We start from the raw sequence: 16,860 nt of genomic DNA, 5'->3' as shown, positions 1-16,860 counted from the left end.
TGTACATTACTTTACGGAGAGCCGCATATACAGTCACAGTATAAATGCACTATTGTGGGCTGTCAAGCGTTATTTTAACTCCAATTTTTTGATGATCTCACCCAGGGCTTTTTTAATGGGGGAATCATCGGGCAGGTCAACCAGGGGCTTCCCCTCAGCATCAAATTTATAGACCGAATCATCCGAAGGTATCACACCGATAAGGTTAAGCTTTTGCTCGGCAATTTCGTCCAGGAGCCCCTGTTCCAGTTTCCCACCCGGGGCGCGGTTCACGATAAGGCACACCTTGTTCGCCTTAAAGTCCAACTGGCCTATCATTTCGGCGATACGTCCTGCAGCCTCTACACCCCGGCGGGAACAGTCGCTCACCAGGAGGATCAGGTCCACCGGAGGCAGTATACCCCGGCTGATATGCTCCAACCCCGCTTCGTTATCTACTATTAGATAGTTATAATTCTGGTAGTACTTCTCAAGCTGATCCCGGAGCAGGTCATTGACAAAACAATAACAGCCCTTACCCTGGGTCCGCCCCATGGCCAGCAAATCGTAATTGTCCATTTCCGTAACCGCGGCGCTGAAACGGAAATTGGCGTAGTCCTGCTTGGACATCCCGGTGGGAATAGGGTTTTTCTCCGCATATTCCGATTTGGCAATCTCCTCCCGAATATCCCCCAGGGTGATGGTTTTTTCCACCCCCAGGACTTCATTCAGGTTAGAATTAGCGTCCGCATCCACTGCAAGGATGGGACCCTTTCCCGTTTGGGCCAGGTAATTCAAAAACAAACCGCAGAGGGTGGTTTTTCCCACACCGCCTTTTCCGGCCATGGCAATACTGTACGTCATAATTACAATATACTGCCCTTTGGGGCATACGTCAACGGCTGTTTTACTGCTATTCTCTGTTAATGATAGCTGTATTGGGTTACTGACCGGGGCGGGCGGGTACTACCCCCACTCCCCTAACCTGTAGAATCCGCCTCCGTCAGCCCCTTCGGGTCTGCTACGGCGGGGAATTCCAGAGACGGGGAGCGGGGGTAGTACCCGCCCGCCCCTGCCTCTATCCCCATGCATTTACCTTAGGAGAATTGCTGTAAACAGATCAGGGGGGCCTGGTTGAAAAATTGGCCGTCAGGCCCCCCTCGGGGGAAAAAGGCATTGCGTACCAAAAACACAGCAATCGCTTTAAGGTAACTATATGGGATAACGGCAGGGAGGGGAGGGCGATTCGCTGCTCCCCCCTCCCCCACGCAAGTGGGTTCTTTCTGGAATTCCCTGCTGGAGGAGACCGCGTAAAAGAGTGTAGCGGGCTCCGTAAGCAGACTCCACAGGTTAGGGGGAGTAGCGAATCGCCCTCCCCTCCCGGTCACTACCCTAATAAAGTCATCATAAACTGAGAAATTGCTGTAGTTTAGGACTTGACGGCAGCCCTTTTAGGGTTTATCTATAATTGATGTTCAAATTATGCTTAGGCGGGAGTAATGGAAAAAAAATCTTTTCCTTCATTTAAAACATCTCAGGAAGTATTCGACTGGCTCAACCAGTTTGTAAATCCGGAAACAGTCCAGCCCAGCAGCTTCCGCCCCGAACGGATGGATACCATCGCAGCAGCGGCGGGGCATCCGGAACTGTGCGCCCCCTCTATTCATGTGGCGGGCTCCAAGGGCAAGGGTTCCGTTACAGGGATGATAACATCGGTTCTGGAAGCCATGGGGCTCAGAACTGCCCAGTACGTTTCCCCCCATATAATGGACTACCGGGAACGGATAACAGAGGGCCACCGTTTTCTTGATGAGCGCATCTATATTGAAGCGGGAAACGAACTGCGGAATCTGGAAGAGGCCCTGAAGGACTTTTCAAAGCCCGAATACCGTATCTTTTCCGGGAACAATGCCAACGAGGGGCCCCCCACCTACTTTGAGCTCCTGACTCTGTACTACTTTCTCTGCGCCCGGATGATACACTGCGATACCCTGGCGGTGGAAACCGGCATGGGAGGGCGGCTGGACCCCACCAACATTGTGGAGAGCATCGTTTCGGTGATTACGGTTATTGAACTGGAGCATACGGAATTCCTGGGCAACACCATTACGGAAGTGGCCGGCGAAAAGGCGGGGATCATCAAACCCGGAAAACCGGTTGTTCTGGCGGAACAGTGCGAAGAGGCCCTGGAGCTGTTCAGAAAAACTGCAGCGGAGAAACATTCGCCCCTGCTCTACTTACCGGAGATCGCCGAAATCAGGGATCTCACGGTCAGTGAAGAGGGCACCAATTTTACCCTGAGCTTTAAAAAGGAAGGCTTTTTCCCGGCGCCGCTGAAACTTTCGGTAAGCATACCCGGGGCCGTGCAGGCCTTGAACGCCGCCCTGGCTGCAATAACCCTGAAAACAGCCTTCCCCTCCCTGGATGGGGAAACCCTGCAACGGGGTCTCAGGGGCTTTAAAATCCCCGCCCGGTTTGAAAAACTGCGGGAGGATACGCCGGTGATCATTGACGGGGCGCATACTGAAAAAAGTGTGGAACTTTGTGTAAACACTTTTACTGCGCTTTACGGAACGGGGGGGATGCTCATCTTCGGCTGCGCTGCCGGAAAAAATGTAGAGGCCATGGCGGCGATCCTGGCCCCGGCCTTTTCCAGGATCATTATCACCACCCCGGGAAACTTCAAGGTGAGTGACCCGGGTAGGATAAACGGGGTCTTTGAAAAAGAAGTGCAACGTATAAAGGAGAAGGCCGGGGCTGCGCAAACGGCGCCGGAACTGCTGTTTATCCCGGAAACGGAAAAGGCCATACAGTACATTCTGACAGAAAGCCGAAAGGCGGGGCTACCGGTTCTGGGGACCGGGTCCTTCTACCTGGCGGCGGAGATACGGGGGCAGGTCTAAGCGGCCCTTACCCATTGCCCCATTGGGTGGTTACGTATTGATTTATTTACCCACCTCTGTTATACTGGGGAAAGGTGAGATTTTAGGGTTTTTTAACCGATTTACCCGAAAAACGGTTATTCGGAATGCAGTATGGAGTTTTCGCCCCAGGTGAAAACTCCAAAATAAAAAACCGGAGGTTTTTTATTCAATGACGGAAGTTCTGTCCCAGGATGAAATAGACCAGCTGCTCACCGCTATCAACGCCGGAGACACGGAACCGGAGGATTTTAAGCCTGCCGCGGATACCCGGAAGATCAAAATTTATGACTTCAAGCGGCCTGACAAATTCTCCAAGGAACAGATCCGGACCATCTCTATCATGCACGAGACCTTTGCCCGGCTTACCACCACCGCCCTGTCCGCCCAGCTCCGGTCCATGGCCCATGTCCACGTGGCTTCGGTGGACCAGCTGACTTATGAAGAATTTATCCGGTCTATCCCCACCCCCACTACCCTGGCGGTTATCAACATGGACCCCCTGAAGGGGAATGCCATCCTGGAAATAGACCCGGCCATCACCTTTTCCATTATTGAGCGTCTTTTCGGCGGCACCGGGGAGGGGACCAAGTCCCAGCACGAGTTGACCGACATTGAGGCTGCGGTCATGGAGGGGATGATAGTCCGCATCCTGGGGAATTTGCGGGAAGCCTGGGCACAGGTGATCGACCTCAGGCCCCGGCTGGGGCAGATCGAAACCAACCCTCAGTTTGCCCAGATCGTACCCCCTACGGACATGGTGGTTCTGGTCACCCTGGAAACCAAACTGGGGGAAGTGGAAGGGATGATGAACTTCTGCATCCCCTACCTGACCATAGAGCCCATTATCGGAAAACTGTCCGCCCAGTTTTGGTATTCTTCGGCACGTCGGGCGGCCACCAATGAAAACCTCAACACCCTCAAGGAAAAACTTTCCACCGTGGATATTGACGTGGTGGCCGAAATTGGGAGAATACAGGTTCCTATCAAGGATGTGCTTGCCCTGCGGGCCGGGGATGTAGTCCGGCTCTACAATGTCAAAGTTGGGGACACCTTTTCCCTCAACATTGGCAATAAAAAGAAGTACCTCTGCCGGCCCGGGGTTATCGGGAAGAAGATAGCGGTCCAGATCATCAGCAAAACAGAAGAGCTTGAAAAAGAAGAGTTTGAGGAACTTACCACCGAAGAAGAAGAGTTGTAATTCTATACCTTTAAAACCATTCCCTGGGAAAATCAGTACTGTAACTCATTTTAGGCACAATCATCTTAAATTCACCGGTAAGAATCTCGTAGAGCCTTTTGTTGGTGGTAATTTCTTCTTCCACAACTTCACTGTTCACCGTTTTTCTGAATATTTTATTGTCGATGACTAAAGTTCCCGTGGGGGTACGCATACGGACCACTCGGTTTAGGGAAAACATCGAAACAGGATTAGTTGCCATACTGTTATTCAGGGCGATAAATTCCAAAGGAGACTGGGGCCGGGTATAAAAAGTATAAAAACCCGACTCCCCTTCCGGAACTCCCGACGAAGCTTCCCGCGGTGTATGGGTAACCAGGGTCATATCGCCAAGGATATCACCTTCATGGCGGCGTATGGAGAATTGATGTCCCCCTATTTCCTGAATGCCCGGATCATCAAGGTTGACCGGCCCTTCAGCGCAGCCTGCGCCGCCGAAGCCCACATCGCACAGATACCGTGTGTTCCCAAGAGTAACAATAGTTATGCGGTGGGCCACGGGGGTCATAATGTTTCCGCCGAATAAAATACGGGCCTGGCAGGCGGAACAGGTATAGCCCAGGGCTTCCAGAATTCCCATAAAAAAACCATTGCTTTCATAGCAATACCCGCCGCGCCGGTTTATGACAAATTTTTCAAACAGATGGGGAAGGCAGAAATCTATCTGCCTTTTATAATCATAGATATCCAGATTCTCAAAGGGCACGGTCATCAGGCAGGAATCCATCAGGGTGCGGAGATTTTCTAAACCGGGAGACGAAACATCACTCCGGCGGAGGCCAATACGGGCCAGAGCCATATCAAGGTCCGGCAGGGGGGCAAAATATTCGGGAGACATAATCGTATAATCCATATGTGTTAAAACCTCTGGTGATTTTATCACAGGAATGCGAAAATTGTCCAGTTTTTTGCCCTATGAAGGGCGGGATTAGGGGCTCGTTGCCGGAGCTTTCCCGCCTTCCCGCAGTTCCCGGTTGGCCATAAAGGGGATCGCCAATAAAACGGTTACCATGCCGCTGCCGATTAATATCCAATCTATGGAAATATGATCCGCCAGGGGTCCGAACAGCAGCATTCCCAAGGGCATGCAAATCGTTGACATCATGGCAAAAACACTGAACACCCTGCCCATGTAGGCGGGATCCACCTTTGTTTGTATTAAAACGGTGCTGGTGGTGTTATACAGCGGCATGGTTACGCCGCAAATTACCATAACTGCCAGATACACCGGGAAATTAGCCACCAGGCCGAACACAATGGACTCAATACCGAAGAATACGCAGGAAAGTATTATGGTGTGTATTTTATTTTTAAAACCGCCCCAGAGAGTCATTAGGAGCCCACCCCCCAACATACCAGCAGAAAAGGTAATTTCTATTGCCGTAAGCCGCCATACTTCTGCGCCAAAATTTCTGGTTGCCTGCAAGGGTGTCAGCATCGCAGGGGGCGCGGCAAAAAACAGAAAAACACCGGAAAGAATTATGAGACGCAAAATAAACTTGTGCTTTGAGATATAGGAGAATCCTTTTTTAAGGTCATGAAAATAACTTGCAGCATTACTGTTCTCAGATTCTCCTGTCTCAACAGTTTTCGGTACAGAAGGAACTTTTACCAAAAAAGACACAAAACCGATTCCTATCGCCGCAGTGATTACATCGATAAAAAAAAGGTATTCTATGGAAGCAAAGGTTAATAAGGCTCCGCTTGCCATGGGAGAAACAAGCATTATACAGGACTGGATAGATGCATTTATACCGTTAACTTTTGTCAGATGCTCTTCCGGAACTAATTGGGGAATGAAGGCGCCAACTGCCGGTGTCTGTACCCCTTGCCCTAAGGCTCTGACGGTTGCACAGGCGAACAGGATCCACAACTGCTCAAAACCAGCCAAAAATAGAATCGCTACCAGGAGCGAGGCAAGAGCAATGATACTGTCCGCACCATTAATAAGGTATTTTCGATTATGCCGATCCGCCCAGACGCCGGCAAAGGGGGAAATGAAAAAGGTCGGGAGCATTCCTACGATAACAAACAGGGTCATCATCGACCCGGATTGGGTTTTAAGGGTAATATGCCACATAATAGCATACTGAACCAACATGGATCCGAACAGAGATATGGTTTGCCCGGACAAAAACCAGGCGACATTTTTTTTCCAATTTTTCTCCAAAGGTGTTTCTCCTAAATTGTATGCAGTATTGGAGCTTATAATATAACACGGATGATGCGGAAAAACAAGAAAAATAAGGCATTCCATTTTATAGATATATACAGTAATATATGCAGACTGTGGAACATAGTACAAATCAGAAAAAGATCATCGGTCTAACCGGGCCCTACTGCGCGGGAAAAAACTTCATAGGCCGGCTTCTGGAGGAACGGGGGCTGCCGGTGCTGGATGTGGACAAACTAGGGCACCAGGCCATTGAGGCCGGGAAGGCGGCCATCCTGGAGCGCTTCGGGGTGGATATTCTGGACGAGGCGGGGGCTATAGACCGGCGGCTTTTAGGGCAGAAGGTTTTCGGCAGCCCGGCGGAATTGGCCGCATTGGAGGGGATAGTCCACCCTCTGGCTAACCGCATGACCGATGAGTGGATTGCAGAACAGGGGGACCGGCCCTGTGTGATCAACGCGGCGCTGCTTCACCGATCTTCGGTCTTTAAAAGGCTGGACTGCATATTCCTGGTGCAGGCGCCCTTCCTGGTCCGGCTCCTCCGGGCCCGGAAACGGGATGGGCTCCCCCTGGGACAGGTACTGCGCCGATTTAAAAGTCAAAAGGATTTCACCTCTCAATATTTAGAAAAAAAGGTCGATATTTATATAATAGAAAACCCGGGATATTTTGGTTTCTGCGCTCCCCTGGATAGGCGGCGTATAGAAACCAGGCTTAACGAAATACTCTCCCGGGAGGGGACGGCATAAATAGTATGGAAAAGAAAAAATTACTCCTCATTGCGGTTTCGGTGGGTGTTTTCCTGGTCATTGTGATAGGAGCTTGTATATTGGTGGTTGCACCCAAGGGGCCCTCCCCTGCTGCGGCTGCGGTATCGGTTAAACCCCAGGTGCGCCCGATCCCTGTGGGGGAGCCGGAAGACACGGCCCTGTTGCCGGCATCGGTCAATGCGGTGGAGCTGGTTAAGAATTCTATTGACATCACCGGGCTTCAGACCCCGCCTGAGGCGGGCAAACAGCAGGAAAATGTCTTTTACATTTACGGCGAAAATCCCAATGAGACGGTGACCGTGGATCGAAGCACCACCACAAGCGGCAATCGGCTGATCGTTGACGTGCCCCGTCCTACAACTGCGGCGGTTCCCAATGCGCCCCGCCCTGCCGCAAGGACTTCAGCTCCTGCTGCCGCCCCGGCCCGGCAGCCCACTGCGGCGCCCAGCACTGTCGCCTCGGTCCCGTCCCCGTCCAAAGCCCGGGACAATTACTGGGTACAGACCGGCTCCTTCTCCACCAAGGTCCGGGCCGAAGGGGTCAGAGAAACTCTCTCCGGCAAGGGCATTACCTCGTTGATAGAAAATCGCGAGGTAGAAGGGAAAACCTATTTCCGGGTACGGGTAGGCCCCTACACCTCCAAAAACGAAGCCGACTACTGGCTGGCCCTGATCAAATCCATTAACGGCTTTGAAGAAAGCCAGGTGTGGAAAAGTCCCGCTAAATAAATAAGAAAACAAAATAGAAAAGAGGCTATTCGGGGATGTCCCGGATAGCCTCTTTTATTGTTCACATCCTCCCAAGCTCAATGAGTCAGCATCGTTACCCCCGGCAGGGGCCGGAAGGCCTTAAACGAAAAATACTTGACCGGGTGTATGTCCAGGGCATTGGGGAACCAGCCTTCCAGTTCGTCGGTGTCTACCACGTTCACAGCGGGGCTGAAGGAAATGGGGAGTACTGCCCCGCGGGACAGGAGGAGTTTTTCTGCCGCTGCCAGGGTTTCCAAGCGGGCAGTTCCGTCTTCGGACATGGACTTTTCCATCAGGTCTTCGTAATCCGCATCGTCGTACCGGGCGTCATTCAGGTTGGAGTCCCGGCGCCACATCTGGAGGAAGGTATAGGGGTCCGGGAAATCGCCTATCCAGGTTGAAAAGCCTACCTGGTAGTTATCCTCTTTCAGGGTTTCAAAATACCGCCTGTAAGGAACCACCTCTACCTTTACCTGGATCCCCAGTTCGTCTTTCCAGGTGGAGGCCATGAGGCCTCCGATACGGGCGGCTTCCGGGGAGGGGGTCAGGCGTATCACCAGTTGGGGCAGGCCCATCCCATCGGGGTATCCTGCTTCGCTCAGGAGCCGCTTGGCCTCGTCAATGTCCGTGGTATCCAGGCCTTCAACTTCCGGGTAGCCCGATATGGGGTAGATGAGGGTCTTGGCGGGGAGGAAATGGCCTTGCCGGACCTGCTCCCAGGGCAGGGCTATGGCCAGGGCTCGCCGGACCCGGGGATCCGACCAGGGTTTGAGGGAGGAGCGGATAAAGTAGTAGTGGGTGGCAAACATGGGGTTAACCACGATGCCGCTGCGATCCGTCAGGGTTTCCATATTCACATCCCCGGCGATCCACCGGGCTTCCCCGGAATTCCAGAACGCCGAGGCTTCATCTGCGTCTTCCGAATATTTGACCACGATCTTCTTCAAGGCTACCCGGCCCACATCCCAGTAGAGTTCATTCCGGGTAAGCACTATGGAGTCCTCGGTATTTTCCAAGATATAAAAAGGGCCGTTGGAAACCGGTGGAAACCGGGACCAGTCTTCATTTTCCAGCATGGCGGAATGTATGGGGCTGAAGGAGTGATGGCAGAGCATACTGGGGAAGAAGGAGGCCGGGGAGTTGAGTTTTACCACCAGTTTGCGGGGTTCGGGGGCTGAAATGCCTACCTCGGCGGGATCGCTGATATTACCCAGCCGGTAATCCCGGGCGCCTTCGATGATGTCAAAGAGGGACGAATAGGGGGACTGCCGCTTGGGGTCCAGCAGGGAAATCCAGGCGGCCCGGAAATCCTCCGCCCTGAGGGGGTCCCCGTTCCAAAACCGGGCGGTTTCCCGGATGGTGAAGGTCCACTCTTTTTTATCCTCCGAGACCTCCCAGGCGCTGGCTGCGGCAGGTACCGGTTCCATGGTATAGGGATGGTAGGAGAACAGCCCCTCGTAAAGGGCGGTAAATAGCTGGGCTTCGCTGGCAAGGTAGGATTTCCGAAAATCCAGCTCCACCTCGTCCCGGGAAATCACTATGGTCAGCTCTTCCCGGTTCGCAATCTGGGGCCGGGATTCGGCAAAGTCCGGCGCTGTAGGAACTTCGCCGGGCACGGGGGTTTCCGCTGTTGGGGGCGGTACTAGCTGCCCGGGGGATTCAGGCGAGGGGGAAGCCGGGGCATCCGCCGCAGATGGAGGCGCTAGTGGGCGCTGTCCGGGGGACTCAGGCGCAGGGGAAGCAGGGGCGTCCGCTGCTGGGGCAGTACCCGGCGCTGGGGACGCAGCTGGAGCAGTCTGTCCCGGCTGGGGACCCGATTGGTCCTGCATGGGCTGAGCAAAGGCGCCGGGCACGCCGGCGAAGAAAAGGCACAGTACCACAAGTACAGCCCCGCATTTTGTTAACAAAACTGAATACCCTTTAAAGGCCTTTGGCAAACCCTTCAGGTTTGCTTCCGATTGAAATTTACAAGGTGTATGCAAACCTTTCAGATTTGCTTCCGATTGAGATACACAAAGTGTATACATAATTTTCCCCTTTAAGTTCCGGACGTAATGCCAAGCTTCTTAAGTTGTTCTTCCTCTTCCTTCTGGGCGCTATATTCATGACGTCTTTGATTTGCTTTGACAATGGCGTTTTTCATGGTCGCCAATTCCGGTTTGATTCCCTTTACCTTATCCCGGTCTTCCCTGCCCGCCTCAAGTTTGAAAAAATCATCCAGGGCGCCCAGGATCTTGTGCATGGTTTGTATGTCCCGGATATTTTTTTCCAGGAGCACCACAAGCTGGCTTTCACTCATGGACTGCATCTTGTTGAAGGCGGCGCCGGTTCGGGAGGACAGGGCGATCAGGGTACGGCACTTGCGGTCCATTTCGCTCCTGAAGTTGGAAAAATCTACCTTTTCCTTGATCGGTACTCCCTTAATGGGGTCTATGTACTCCACATCGAAAATGGTTGGGTCCGGTTCCTTGTTCAGCATCTGCTGGATTACACGCTTGAGTTTATCCCAGAAGCCGTTTTTCCGCCCTTCCAGGAATTCGGCGTTTTCATCCAACTTGGCTGCAATTTCGTTAATAGAAGTATTGGAGGAGCCTATGGCGTTGAGCCCTTCGATGAGTATTCCCTTAAATGATATCTGGGGCGCCTCCATCTTGGACTTATCCTCGGGCACCACAAGCTGTTTCAGGACCTTGTCCCGCAGGGCTTTGCCGGCCTTGGAATTTTCTTTGTTGATCTCCTCCAACAGCTCCGGGTAAAAAGGCTGGCCGGGCATTTCTGCGGCAATTTTTTTCTTTAAAAGCGGTATGGACGAGGCTTCCCCCGGGTTCAGGCTGCCGAGAACCTTGGTCCTCAGGGTTCCCTTATAGGCTTCCCGGTTATAATCAGAGAGCATCTTTAGGTATGAAAGGATGCTGCCGGTGGTCCTGGATAATTTGGAGAGCCCCTCATTGATAATACTGGCAGACAGGGGATCTGCTCCGGCTTTGGCCTGATTTATAACCTCCATGGTAGCCTTGTTATTGGGGGCCTCGCTGTTACTGGAAAGTTTGGTCCAGTCAATAAACCGTACCAAGCCCAGAATGGTTTTTATCTTCTCCATGCTCAGAAAATCAACGCTGAATTGGTAGAAGTTAACCAGGAAGTCAAGCTGATTATCATAGTTGGATAAGCGCAGACTGTACTGATCCTTCCAGTCCCCTTCCTCAAACGGGCCGGTTTCCGGTACTTCCAGTTCGCTGATCTTTACTTCATTTTTGTAAACATCCGCGATGATCAACCCTTTTTTTAAAAATAAATTGTAAAGCCCCGCAAAGGCGGTATGAAAGGTACGAAATTCTTCCTTTAGCTTGGCCAGTTCTGATTTCTCAAACCAGGCGGCCCGGGCTTCCAGGACTTCAGTGAGCTGTTTTTGATAATCTTCAATTTCAGCCATTATAAAAATAGTATGCAACAAAAAAGAAATTAAAGCAATCTTCATACCATATACCTACCTTATGTATGAAAGGAAATTGTGTATTTTTGGTTTTTCTGTTAATCATGGCCCTAGGGGCCTGCGGAGATCCGGTTATTCCCCAGGAATACACCGTGGTAATGCCATCCCTGCCCTCCCTCTGGGAGGAGACCCTGGGACAAGCCCATTGGCGGCTTATCTGGTTAAACCAGGAGGGGGTCTATCAAACTGCGGAAACCGCCGGGGGAAAGGCAGCTGTTTCGGTGGTCCAGGAATGGGCGACCGGCATCCTGGCCTTCCCCTACTGGCCAAGCAGGGGGGTACTTCCCGGGGAAATGCGTCCTGCCGGGGGTATTTTCCCCTTCGACGCTAAAGAAGGCAGTATCTACCTCAGCTGGCAGGGCGGCCCGGAGGCCTGGTTCTACCGGGAAATGGCCGCCGCAACGGAAGCATCGGCGGATCCGGGGAAACGGCGGCCCGAGTACTTCGATTGGCCCCGTTTCCGCTCACTTTTGGCAAGTTCCTCAGTCCCCCCGGAGATACAGGCCGACCCCTGGCGCGCGGACTGGACGGACATCGCGGTCCGCACGGTAAAGTCCGGGTTTGATCGACGGCGTATATCCCTTCGGAAAGAAGTGGAACTACCGGTATCCCGGGAAGCCCTGCTCAGGGAAGGGCCGGGGCAGCCAGGGGAAACAATTGGGCCCTTTATCGGGCCATCCCCCTTTGCTAAACCGGTAATAGCCGAACCTGGGGTGGGGTTCCGGTTCAGGGTCGGTGCAGAGACGGATACCTATGTTTCAGCCGGGGGCTTGCTCCGGGTCAGCCGGAGCGGGTGGATGTGGGTGAAGGCGGGGAACTAGGCCGGGGGAGAGCGGAGGAACCCCTTTGTGGGCGCCTGTGGTAAATCTTCTCTTTATTCCAGTCATTCCCTGGCGTCTACATTCCGACATTAAACTATGGTCTCTGTCTTATCCTTGATATGCCTGCTTTCCCTGTTTTCATGCACTGGAAAAAACACGGATCTTCCAGCGCAGTTTCCTGCAGAACTTCCAGCCGGTGAAGCGGCGATCCCGAAAATGCCCCCGGTAGAATACGGGCAGCTTCCCCGGGCGATCCTGCAAAGTGGGGAAAACCCCCTGTGGTTTGAGCTTGGAGAGGATGGCCCGGCGCTGATCCCCTCCCCTGATGAGGCATCCCTGACCCCCTATATACCTTGGCCCCTTGCCCAGCGTATTGCAGGCATCCTGGCCCGGGAGGACCGGCTCTTCCTGGGTATAAACCGTGAAGGCTTCCTGGCCTTCGCCCCCTGGGCAGGTTCTGCCGACGGGAGCGAGGGAGTTACCCCCGCCACTAATGCCGGGATAGCCCTGTACCAGGCGGATATGGGCCGGTATTGGAAGGACTATTCGGTGGATACCCTTTTCATCTATGGGCAAACCCCGGCAGCCCTGCTGTACCGGGACGATTACTTTATCGATACAAACCTGCCCCCCCCTTCGCCCCAGGTCTGGGGCTTACAGGCCGCCGCCGGAACCAGAGCCGGGGGCCTTGAGGAACTGGACATCCCCGCTTTTAGGGATCTTCCCCCTGAGGAAGGCTGGGATTTGGAAGACCTGCGGGAAGGCCCCGATGACGCCTGGTATTACCGGGCGGTAAAAAAGGCCGGAACCGGTCGGGGCATCGGGTATTTCCATACTGCGGCTTTATCGGCGCCCGGAACGCAATCAAGCCCGGGGGCCCTGCAAAACGCATCCCAACCCCGCCCCCTGGAACAGGCGCCGGACCTGCTGCGCCAGGTCTTGGAAAAGATGATCCCATCGAAGCTGTCTGCATCCCCCGAAGCTCCGGGGATTGCAGCGGTGGTTTCCCCGGAATTCACCAGCCTCCGGTATTATGCCGATGACTCAGTTTTAGGCAACACCCAGAATGATATTCTGATATTCCCCGGGTTTTATCAAACGGAATATCCGGTATCCCCGGAAAATTCCGGCGGCTATGTCAAAAAACCCCTTGCCCTGGTGATCAGCCCAAGCGGAAAAGGGTTTATTGGGATAAACCGGAATGGGCTTACGGAAATTCAGGAACTGAGCCTACCCGCCCTTCCGGCCGGTTTTGTCTATACCGGCCTGGGGGTCATGAGCGGGTCTCCGGGAGAGAAATTTCCCCGGACCGTACTGGCAAGCTGGGAGGAACAGGACGGGTGGAACGTGGGCGCCGCGGGGTTTGTGCTGGTGGGGCTCCGGGAATAAGCACAAGAAAACGGGGCCCTCCAGATACCTCTATGCCTACTATACATTTTTGGCTACTGTTGTTTAATTACTTTTCCAATAGCAGTGTACTCATAGTTATTATTAGCAGCATCTCCTTGCCCAATTGCCCATGAAATATCCCGTATATCAATATTTATATCGGGGTATTTATTTTGCGCTTCAGCCAATAGGGTGATATAGGCTTGCGTATTAATGGTGCTTCGGTATCTGAAAGAACCACTCACCAAAAATGTACTTTGAACTAACCCGAGTACTTCCGCATTTTCCTTTGATTTCATTTCCATGTATTGCCCGGTTGCACATGAAACAGATATGACGACCAATACAAGCAAAAAAAACATTCCAAATTTTGTCTTCATACTTTTAATCTCCTTCCGATTTTATTTGGATAAAAATCCATGTTTATAGCCGATGTTAACAGCAAGCATATTCCAAAGATGATTCCCAACCTTTTTATCGTTGAATTTGACGGTAACTTCGGAAAAATCTCTCAAATAACCTAAATCTAAAAAAATGATTCCATTGCCAATTTTAACTCCAAAACTGCTGGAAACAATGAGCCCTAACGGATTAGGATGATCAACTGAAAAAAGTTTCTTGCCATAGGCTTCTGAAACGGTGTATCCATTGTCATTGGATCTTTCGACTGTTGTATTCATTAGTACCGGGGCAACATATAGACCTCCGCCAAATTCAACGGAAAAGATACTTGGGTTGATAGTTGCCTTCAAAAGCAGCGGGAAAACCATGTGTGTTTCCATGCCGGCATAGGTTTCCATTATGCCGGAACTGGGATCTGTTTGCTTCGGGGCTTCTACCTTTGTTTGCGGGGCAAAATAAAACCCCATCCCGGTTCCAAGGGCAAAAAATTTAGCCATCTGCCAGTCAAGCTGTATGGGATTGAGATTGCCCCCCAAAACAACTCCATCCTGCCCCAGGATTGGGCCAAGGCCAAACTTTCCGCCAAAATAGAGCCGCGGGGATTGTGCAAAAATATTTCCCGTTGTAAAAAGCAGAATATAAATAACTATACCAGCTTTCATCTTTATGGCTCCCCAAAAAATAATTGACTTAAAAGCCTTGGTATGCTAAAACCTAACATGGAGTTCAATATAATACAAACTGAATGAAACACTACGTTGTGTTTATGTCTATTTCTGGACAAAATTCCAGAAAATGTCAAGGTAAAGAAACGGAGGAATTGTTAATTCATGGAAAACAAACAAGCAAAAGATAACCGAAAAGCCCGTTATACCAGGATGGTTCTACGTGAAAGCCTCATGGAATTGATGAAAACAAAACCAATTTCGCTCATTTCCGTCAAAGAGATATGTGCGCTTGCCGATATAAGCCGTTCAACATTCTATACCTATTATGCCGATCAATATGATTTACTCCGAAAAACCGAAGAAGAAACGCTTGCTTTTATTGATAGTATATCTAATAAATATGAATTTTATAAAAATGATAAACATGGCGCATTGCAAATGATGGAAGAAATTTTGCAGCATGTTGCGGACAATAATAAATCAATTTATGTGTTATTTAGCGAAAATGGAAATATTAATTTTTCCAAGACGCTTTTCAGTTCTATGTATCGGAAAAATTTTTCAAAATTTTTAACTGATAAATTGCCTGATGAGCAAACCAAGGAATACTATTTTATGTTTTTAGCTACGGGTACTATTGGCATTATATATCATTGGGTAAATAATGGTATGAATAAATCAATACATGAATTAGCTAAACTTATGATTAATTTAATCTTTCAAATAAAGCAGTGATTGTCTTGCTAAATGGTTTGAAAGTTTCCTTCAATCAGCCGCAAAGGTGTAAGGCTCCAGAGCTTATTTTATGCTGCGCCCTTGGGCTCCGGAGCTCACTGCGGACATGGCGGGTTGAGGCGCTGCCATGTCCCGGGAAGTATCGGCGCTTTCCTTAAAGCGGCCTAAGGGTGCCGGGGCTGTTACATGATATGGGTCTTGATGGGCAGGAACCCATTGAAGCCCACGGATGCATAGCTTGCGGTGTAGGCTCCGGTGGATAAGAAGTAGAGTTTGTCCCCAACCTTAAGATCCACCGGCAGGCGGTATTTATAGTCTTCGTAGAGGATGTCCATGCTGTCGCAGGTGGGGCCGGCCAGGATGACCTCCGCTTCCTTTACCCCTGGTGCGTCCTTGCTGGTGACGATGGGGTACTTGATGGATTCGTCCAGGGTTTCTATGAGGCCGTTAAATTTGCCCGCGTCCAGGTAGACCCAACGGTTCAGAGCGGTGTTGTTCTTCCGGGAGACAAGGACCACCTCGGTCATGAGGATGCCGGCGTTGCCCACCAGGGAGCGGCCGGGTTCCAGGATGATTTTGGGGAGATCGTCCCCAAAGTCGTCCTCAAGGTAACGCCGTATTTCGGTGGCGTATTCGCTGAGATCGTTGGTGGGGGTGGTATAGGAGGCGGGGAAACCGCCGCCCATGTTGATCATCGAAAGACGTATGCCCTCGTCCTCCTCCAGGGAGGAGAAGAGGTATTTGGTTTTGGCAATGGCATCGTCCCACTGGCCTATATCCCGCTGCTGGCTTCCCACATGGAAGGAGATACCGTAGGGGACCAAGCCCAGGTCCCGGGCGAGGATGAGCAAATCGTAGGCCATGTCGGGGTGGCAGCCGAATTTGCGGGACAGGGGCCAGTCGGCGGTAACGGAGTTTTCCACCAGAATACGGACGTAGATTTTGGCCCCCGGTGCAGCGGAGGCTATGTTTTTAAGGTCCTCCTTGCTGTCGGTGGCGAACATGCGGACCCCCTTCTCGTAAAAGTAGGCGATGTCCCTGGCTTTTTTAATGGTATTGCCGTAGGAGATCCGCTCGGGGATAACCCCCAGGGCGAGGACTTTGTCCAACTCGGGCCGGGAGGCGATGTCGAAACAGGAATCCATCTCCGCCAGCATGGAGATAATTTCCGGGTCCGGGTTGGCCTTGACGGCGTAATAGATTTCGCTGTAGGGGAAAAGGCCCCGCAGACGCTGGTAGTTTTCCCTTATGGTCTGTAGGTTCATGATAATGCAGGGAGTTTCCCGGTCTTTCGAAAAATCCTGGAAACGCTGCCACTCGGAATCGGAAATATAGTCACCCCTGTTTACCATGACGACACCTCTTTGCAAATAGATTTTTAGGAAAAAAGTTTTCGCGTTTTAGCATATTCAATATGGATATCCGTGTATACTGGTTTTTAAAAAAAAGTATCAGACCGACCGGGGATAGGATTGCCGATTCAGGGGAATAAGGCGCCGGGCGCCTTTTGACATTGTCCG

General features: G+C 51.7%; 14 protein-coding genes and 1 pseudogene. 7 read left to right on the top strand and 8 right to left on the bottom strand.

The features are described from left to right. Window positions 1-69 precede the first annotated feature (69 nt). Complete coding sequence (locus TREPR_RS04620) at window positions 70-843, bottom strand: carbon monoxide dehydrogenase accessory protein CooC (RefSeq protein ID WP_015707131.1); 774 nt, start codon at window positions 841-843, stop codon at window positions 70-72. 635 nt (window positions 844-1,478) lie between these two features. Between TREPR_RS04620 and TREPR_RS04615 the strand changes: the two genes are divergently transcribed. After that, on the top strand, window positions 1,479-2,882 hold the full coding sequence (locus TREPR_RS04615) for a bifunctional folylpolyglutamate synthase/dihydrofolate synthase (RefSeq protein WP_015707130.1): 1,404 nt from the start codon (window positions 1,479-1,481) through the stop codon (window positions 2,880-2,882). 190 nt (window positions 2,883-3,072) lie between these two features. After that, a pseudogene (fliM, locus tag TREPR_RS04610) lies at window positions 3,073-3,981 on the top strand (flagellar motor switch protein FliM); the annotation flags it as partial. Between the two features lie 130 nt (window positions 3,982-4,111). Here the strand turns inward: fliM and TREPR_RS17790 are convergent. Beyond that, a complete protein-coding gene (locus tag TREPR_RS17790) occupies window positions 4,112-4,993 on the bottom strand; it encodes an arylamine N-acetyltransferase family protein (RefSeq protein ID WP_015707128.1) in 882 nt (293 codons plus the stop codon). 75 nt (window positions 4,994-5,068) lie between these two features. Further along, window positions 5,069-6,310, bottom strand: a complete 1,242-nt coding sequence (locus TREPR_RS04600) for an MFS transporter (RefSeq protein ID WP_041611018.1) — start codon at window positions 6,308-6,310, stop codon at window positions 5,069-5,071. A 110-nt stretch (window positions 6,311-6,420) separates the two neighbouring features. Here TREPR_RS04600 and coaE point away from each other — a divergent pair, with 110 nt between their 5' ends. Further along, window positions 6,421-7,062, top strand: coding sequence for a dephospho-CoA kinase (coaE, locus tag TREPR_RS04595; RefSeq protein ID WP_015707126.1), 642 nt, complete (start codon window positions 6,421-6,423; stop codon window positions 7,060-7,062). 5 nt (window positions 7,063-7,067) lie between these two features. Then, window positions 7,068-7,811: an SPOR domain-containing protein gene (locus TREPR_RS04590; RefSeq protein WP_015707125.1), complete on the top strand. Its 744-nt coding sequence runs from the start codon at window positions 7,068-7,070 to the stop codon at window positions 7,809-7,811. 77 nt (window positions 7,812-7,888) lie between these two features. On the opposite strand, the gene TREPR_RS04585 is transcribed toward TREPR_RS04590, so the two are convergent. Both TREPR_RS04585 and TREPR_RS04575 read right to left on the bottom strand, forming a co-directional pair. Further along, window positions 7,889-9,739, bottom strand: a complete 1,851-nt coding sequence (locus tag TREPR_RS04585) for a peptide ABC transporter substrate-binding protein (protein ID WP_245534788.1) — start codon at window positions 9,737-9,739, stop codon at window positions 7,889-7,891. Between the two features lie 131 nt (window positions 9,740-9,870). Then, the gene (locus TREPR_RS04575) at window positions 9,871-11,265 is read right to left on the bottom strand and encodes a TP0584 family protein (RefSeq protein WP_041611444.1); all 1,395 of its coding nucleotides are present in this window, start codon (window positions 11,263-11,265) and stop codon (window positions 9,871-9,873) included. An 86-nt stretch (window positions 11,266-11,351) separates the two neighbouring features. Between TREPR_RS04575 and TREPR_RS04570 the strand changes: the two genes are divergently transcribed. Beyond that, window positions 11,352-12,146: a hypothetical protein gene (locus TREPR_RS04570; RefSeq protein ID WP_015707121.1), complete on the top strand. Its 795-nt coding sequence runs from the start codon at window positions 11,352-11,354 to the stop codon at window positions 12,144-12,146. Between the two features lie 114 nt (window positions 12,147-12,260). Next, on the top strand, window positions 12,261-13,535 hold the full coding sequence (locus tag TREPR_RS04565) for a DUF8086 family protein (RefSeq protein ID WP_245534787.1): 1,275 nt from the start codon (window positions 12,261-12,263) through the stop codon (window positions 13,533-13,535). Between the two features lie 53 nt (window positions 13,536-13,588). Here the strand turns inward: TREPR_RS04565 and TREPR_RS04560 are convergent, their stop codons facing one another. Both TREPR_RS04560 and TREPR_RS04555 read right to left on the bottom strand, forming a co-directional pair. Further along, window positions 13,589-13,915 carry a hypothetical protein gene (locus TREPR_RS04560; protein ID WP_015707119.1) on the bottom strand — a complete coding sequence of 109 codons (327 nt, stop codon included), beginning with the start codon at window positions 13,913-13,915 and terminating at the stop codon, window positions 13,589-13,591. Between the two features lie 21 nt (window positions 13,916-13,936). After that, complete coding sequence (locus TREPR_RS04555; RefSeq protein ID WP_015707118.1) at window positions 13,937-14,599, bottom strand: hypothetical protein; 663 nt, start codon at window positions 14,597-14,599, stop codon at window positions 13,937-13,939. A 168-nt stretch (window positions 14,600-14,767) separates the two neighbouring features. On the opposite strand from TREPR_RS04555, the gene TREPR_RS04550 reads away from it, so the two are divergent. Then, on the top strand, window positions 14,768-15,340 hold the full coding sequence (locus TREPR_RS04550; RefSeq protein WP_015707117.1) for a TetR/AcrR family transcriptional regulator: 573 nt from the start codon (window positions 14,768-14,770) through the stop codon (window positions 15,338-15,340). A gap of 182 nt (window positions 15,341-15,522) precedes the next feature. Here the strand turns inward: TREPR_RS04550 and TREPR_RS04545 are convergent, their stop codons facing one another. Beyond that, entirely contained in the window at window positions 15,523-16,692 is a 1,170-nt protein-coding gene (locus tag TREPR_RS04545) for a type III PLP-dependent enzyme (RefSeq protein WP_015707116.1), read from the bottom strand. Window positions 16,693-16,860 lie beyond the last annotated feature (168 nt).

The organism is Treponema primitia ZAS-2, from assembly GCF_000214375.1.
Classification (GTDB): domain Bacteria; phylum Spirochaetota; class Spirochaetia; order Treponematales; family Breznakiellaceae; genus Termitinema; species Termitinema primitia.
This window is presented reverse-complemented; position numbering and strand designations above follow the sequence as displayed.

Bases quoted from the DNA above. Each gene is read 5' to 3' on its own strand.
- TREPR_RS04545 (WP_015707116.1), bottom strand. From the start codon at position 16,692: ATGGTAAACAGGGGTGACTATATTTCCGATTCCGAGTGGCAGCGTTTC.
- TREPR_RS04590 (WP_015707125.1), top strand. From the start codon at position 7,068: ATGGAAAAGAAAAAATTACTCCTCATTGCGGTTTCGGTGGGTGTTTTC.
- coaE (WP_015707126.1), top strand. From the start codon at position 6,421: ATGCAGACTGTGGAACATAGTACAAATCAGAAAAAGATCATCGGTCTA.
- TREPR_RS04620 (WP_015707131.1), bottom strand. From the start codon at position 843: ATGACGTACAGTATTGCCATGGCCGGAAAAGGCGGTGTGGGAAAAACC.
- TREPR_RS04555 (WP_015707118.1), bottom strand. From the start codon at position 14,599: ATGAAAGCTGGTATAGTTATTTATATTCTGCTTTTTACAACGGGAAAT.
- TREPR_RS04575 (WP_041611444.1), bottom strand. From the start codon at position 11,265: ATGGCTGAAATTGAAGATTATCAAAAACAGCTCACTGAAGTCCTGGAA.
- TREPR_RS04550 (WP_015707117.1), top strand. From the start codon at position 14,768: ATGGAAAACAAACAAGCAAAAGATAACCGAAAAGCCCGTTATACCAGG.
- TREPR_RS04560 (WP_015707119.1), bottom strand. From the start codon at position 13,915: ATGAAGACAAAATTTGGAATGTTTTTTTTGCTTGTATTGGTCGTCATA.
- TREPR_RS17790 (WP_015707128.1), bottom strand. From the start codon at position 4,993: ATGGATTATACGATTATGTCTCCCGAATATTTTGCCCCCCTGCCGGAC.
- TREPR_RS04615 (WP_015707130.1), top strand. From the start codon at position 1,479: ATGGAAAAAAAATCTTTTCCTTCATTTAAAACATCTCAGGAAGTATTC.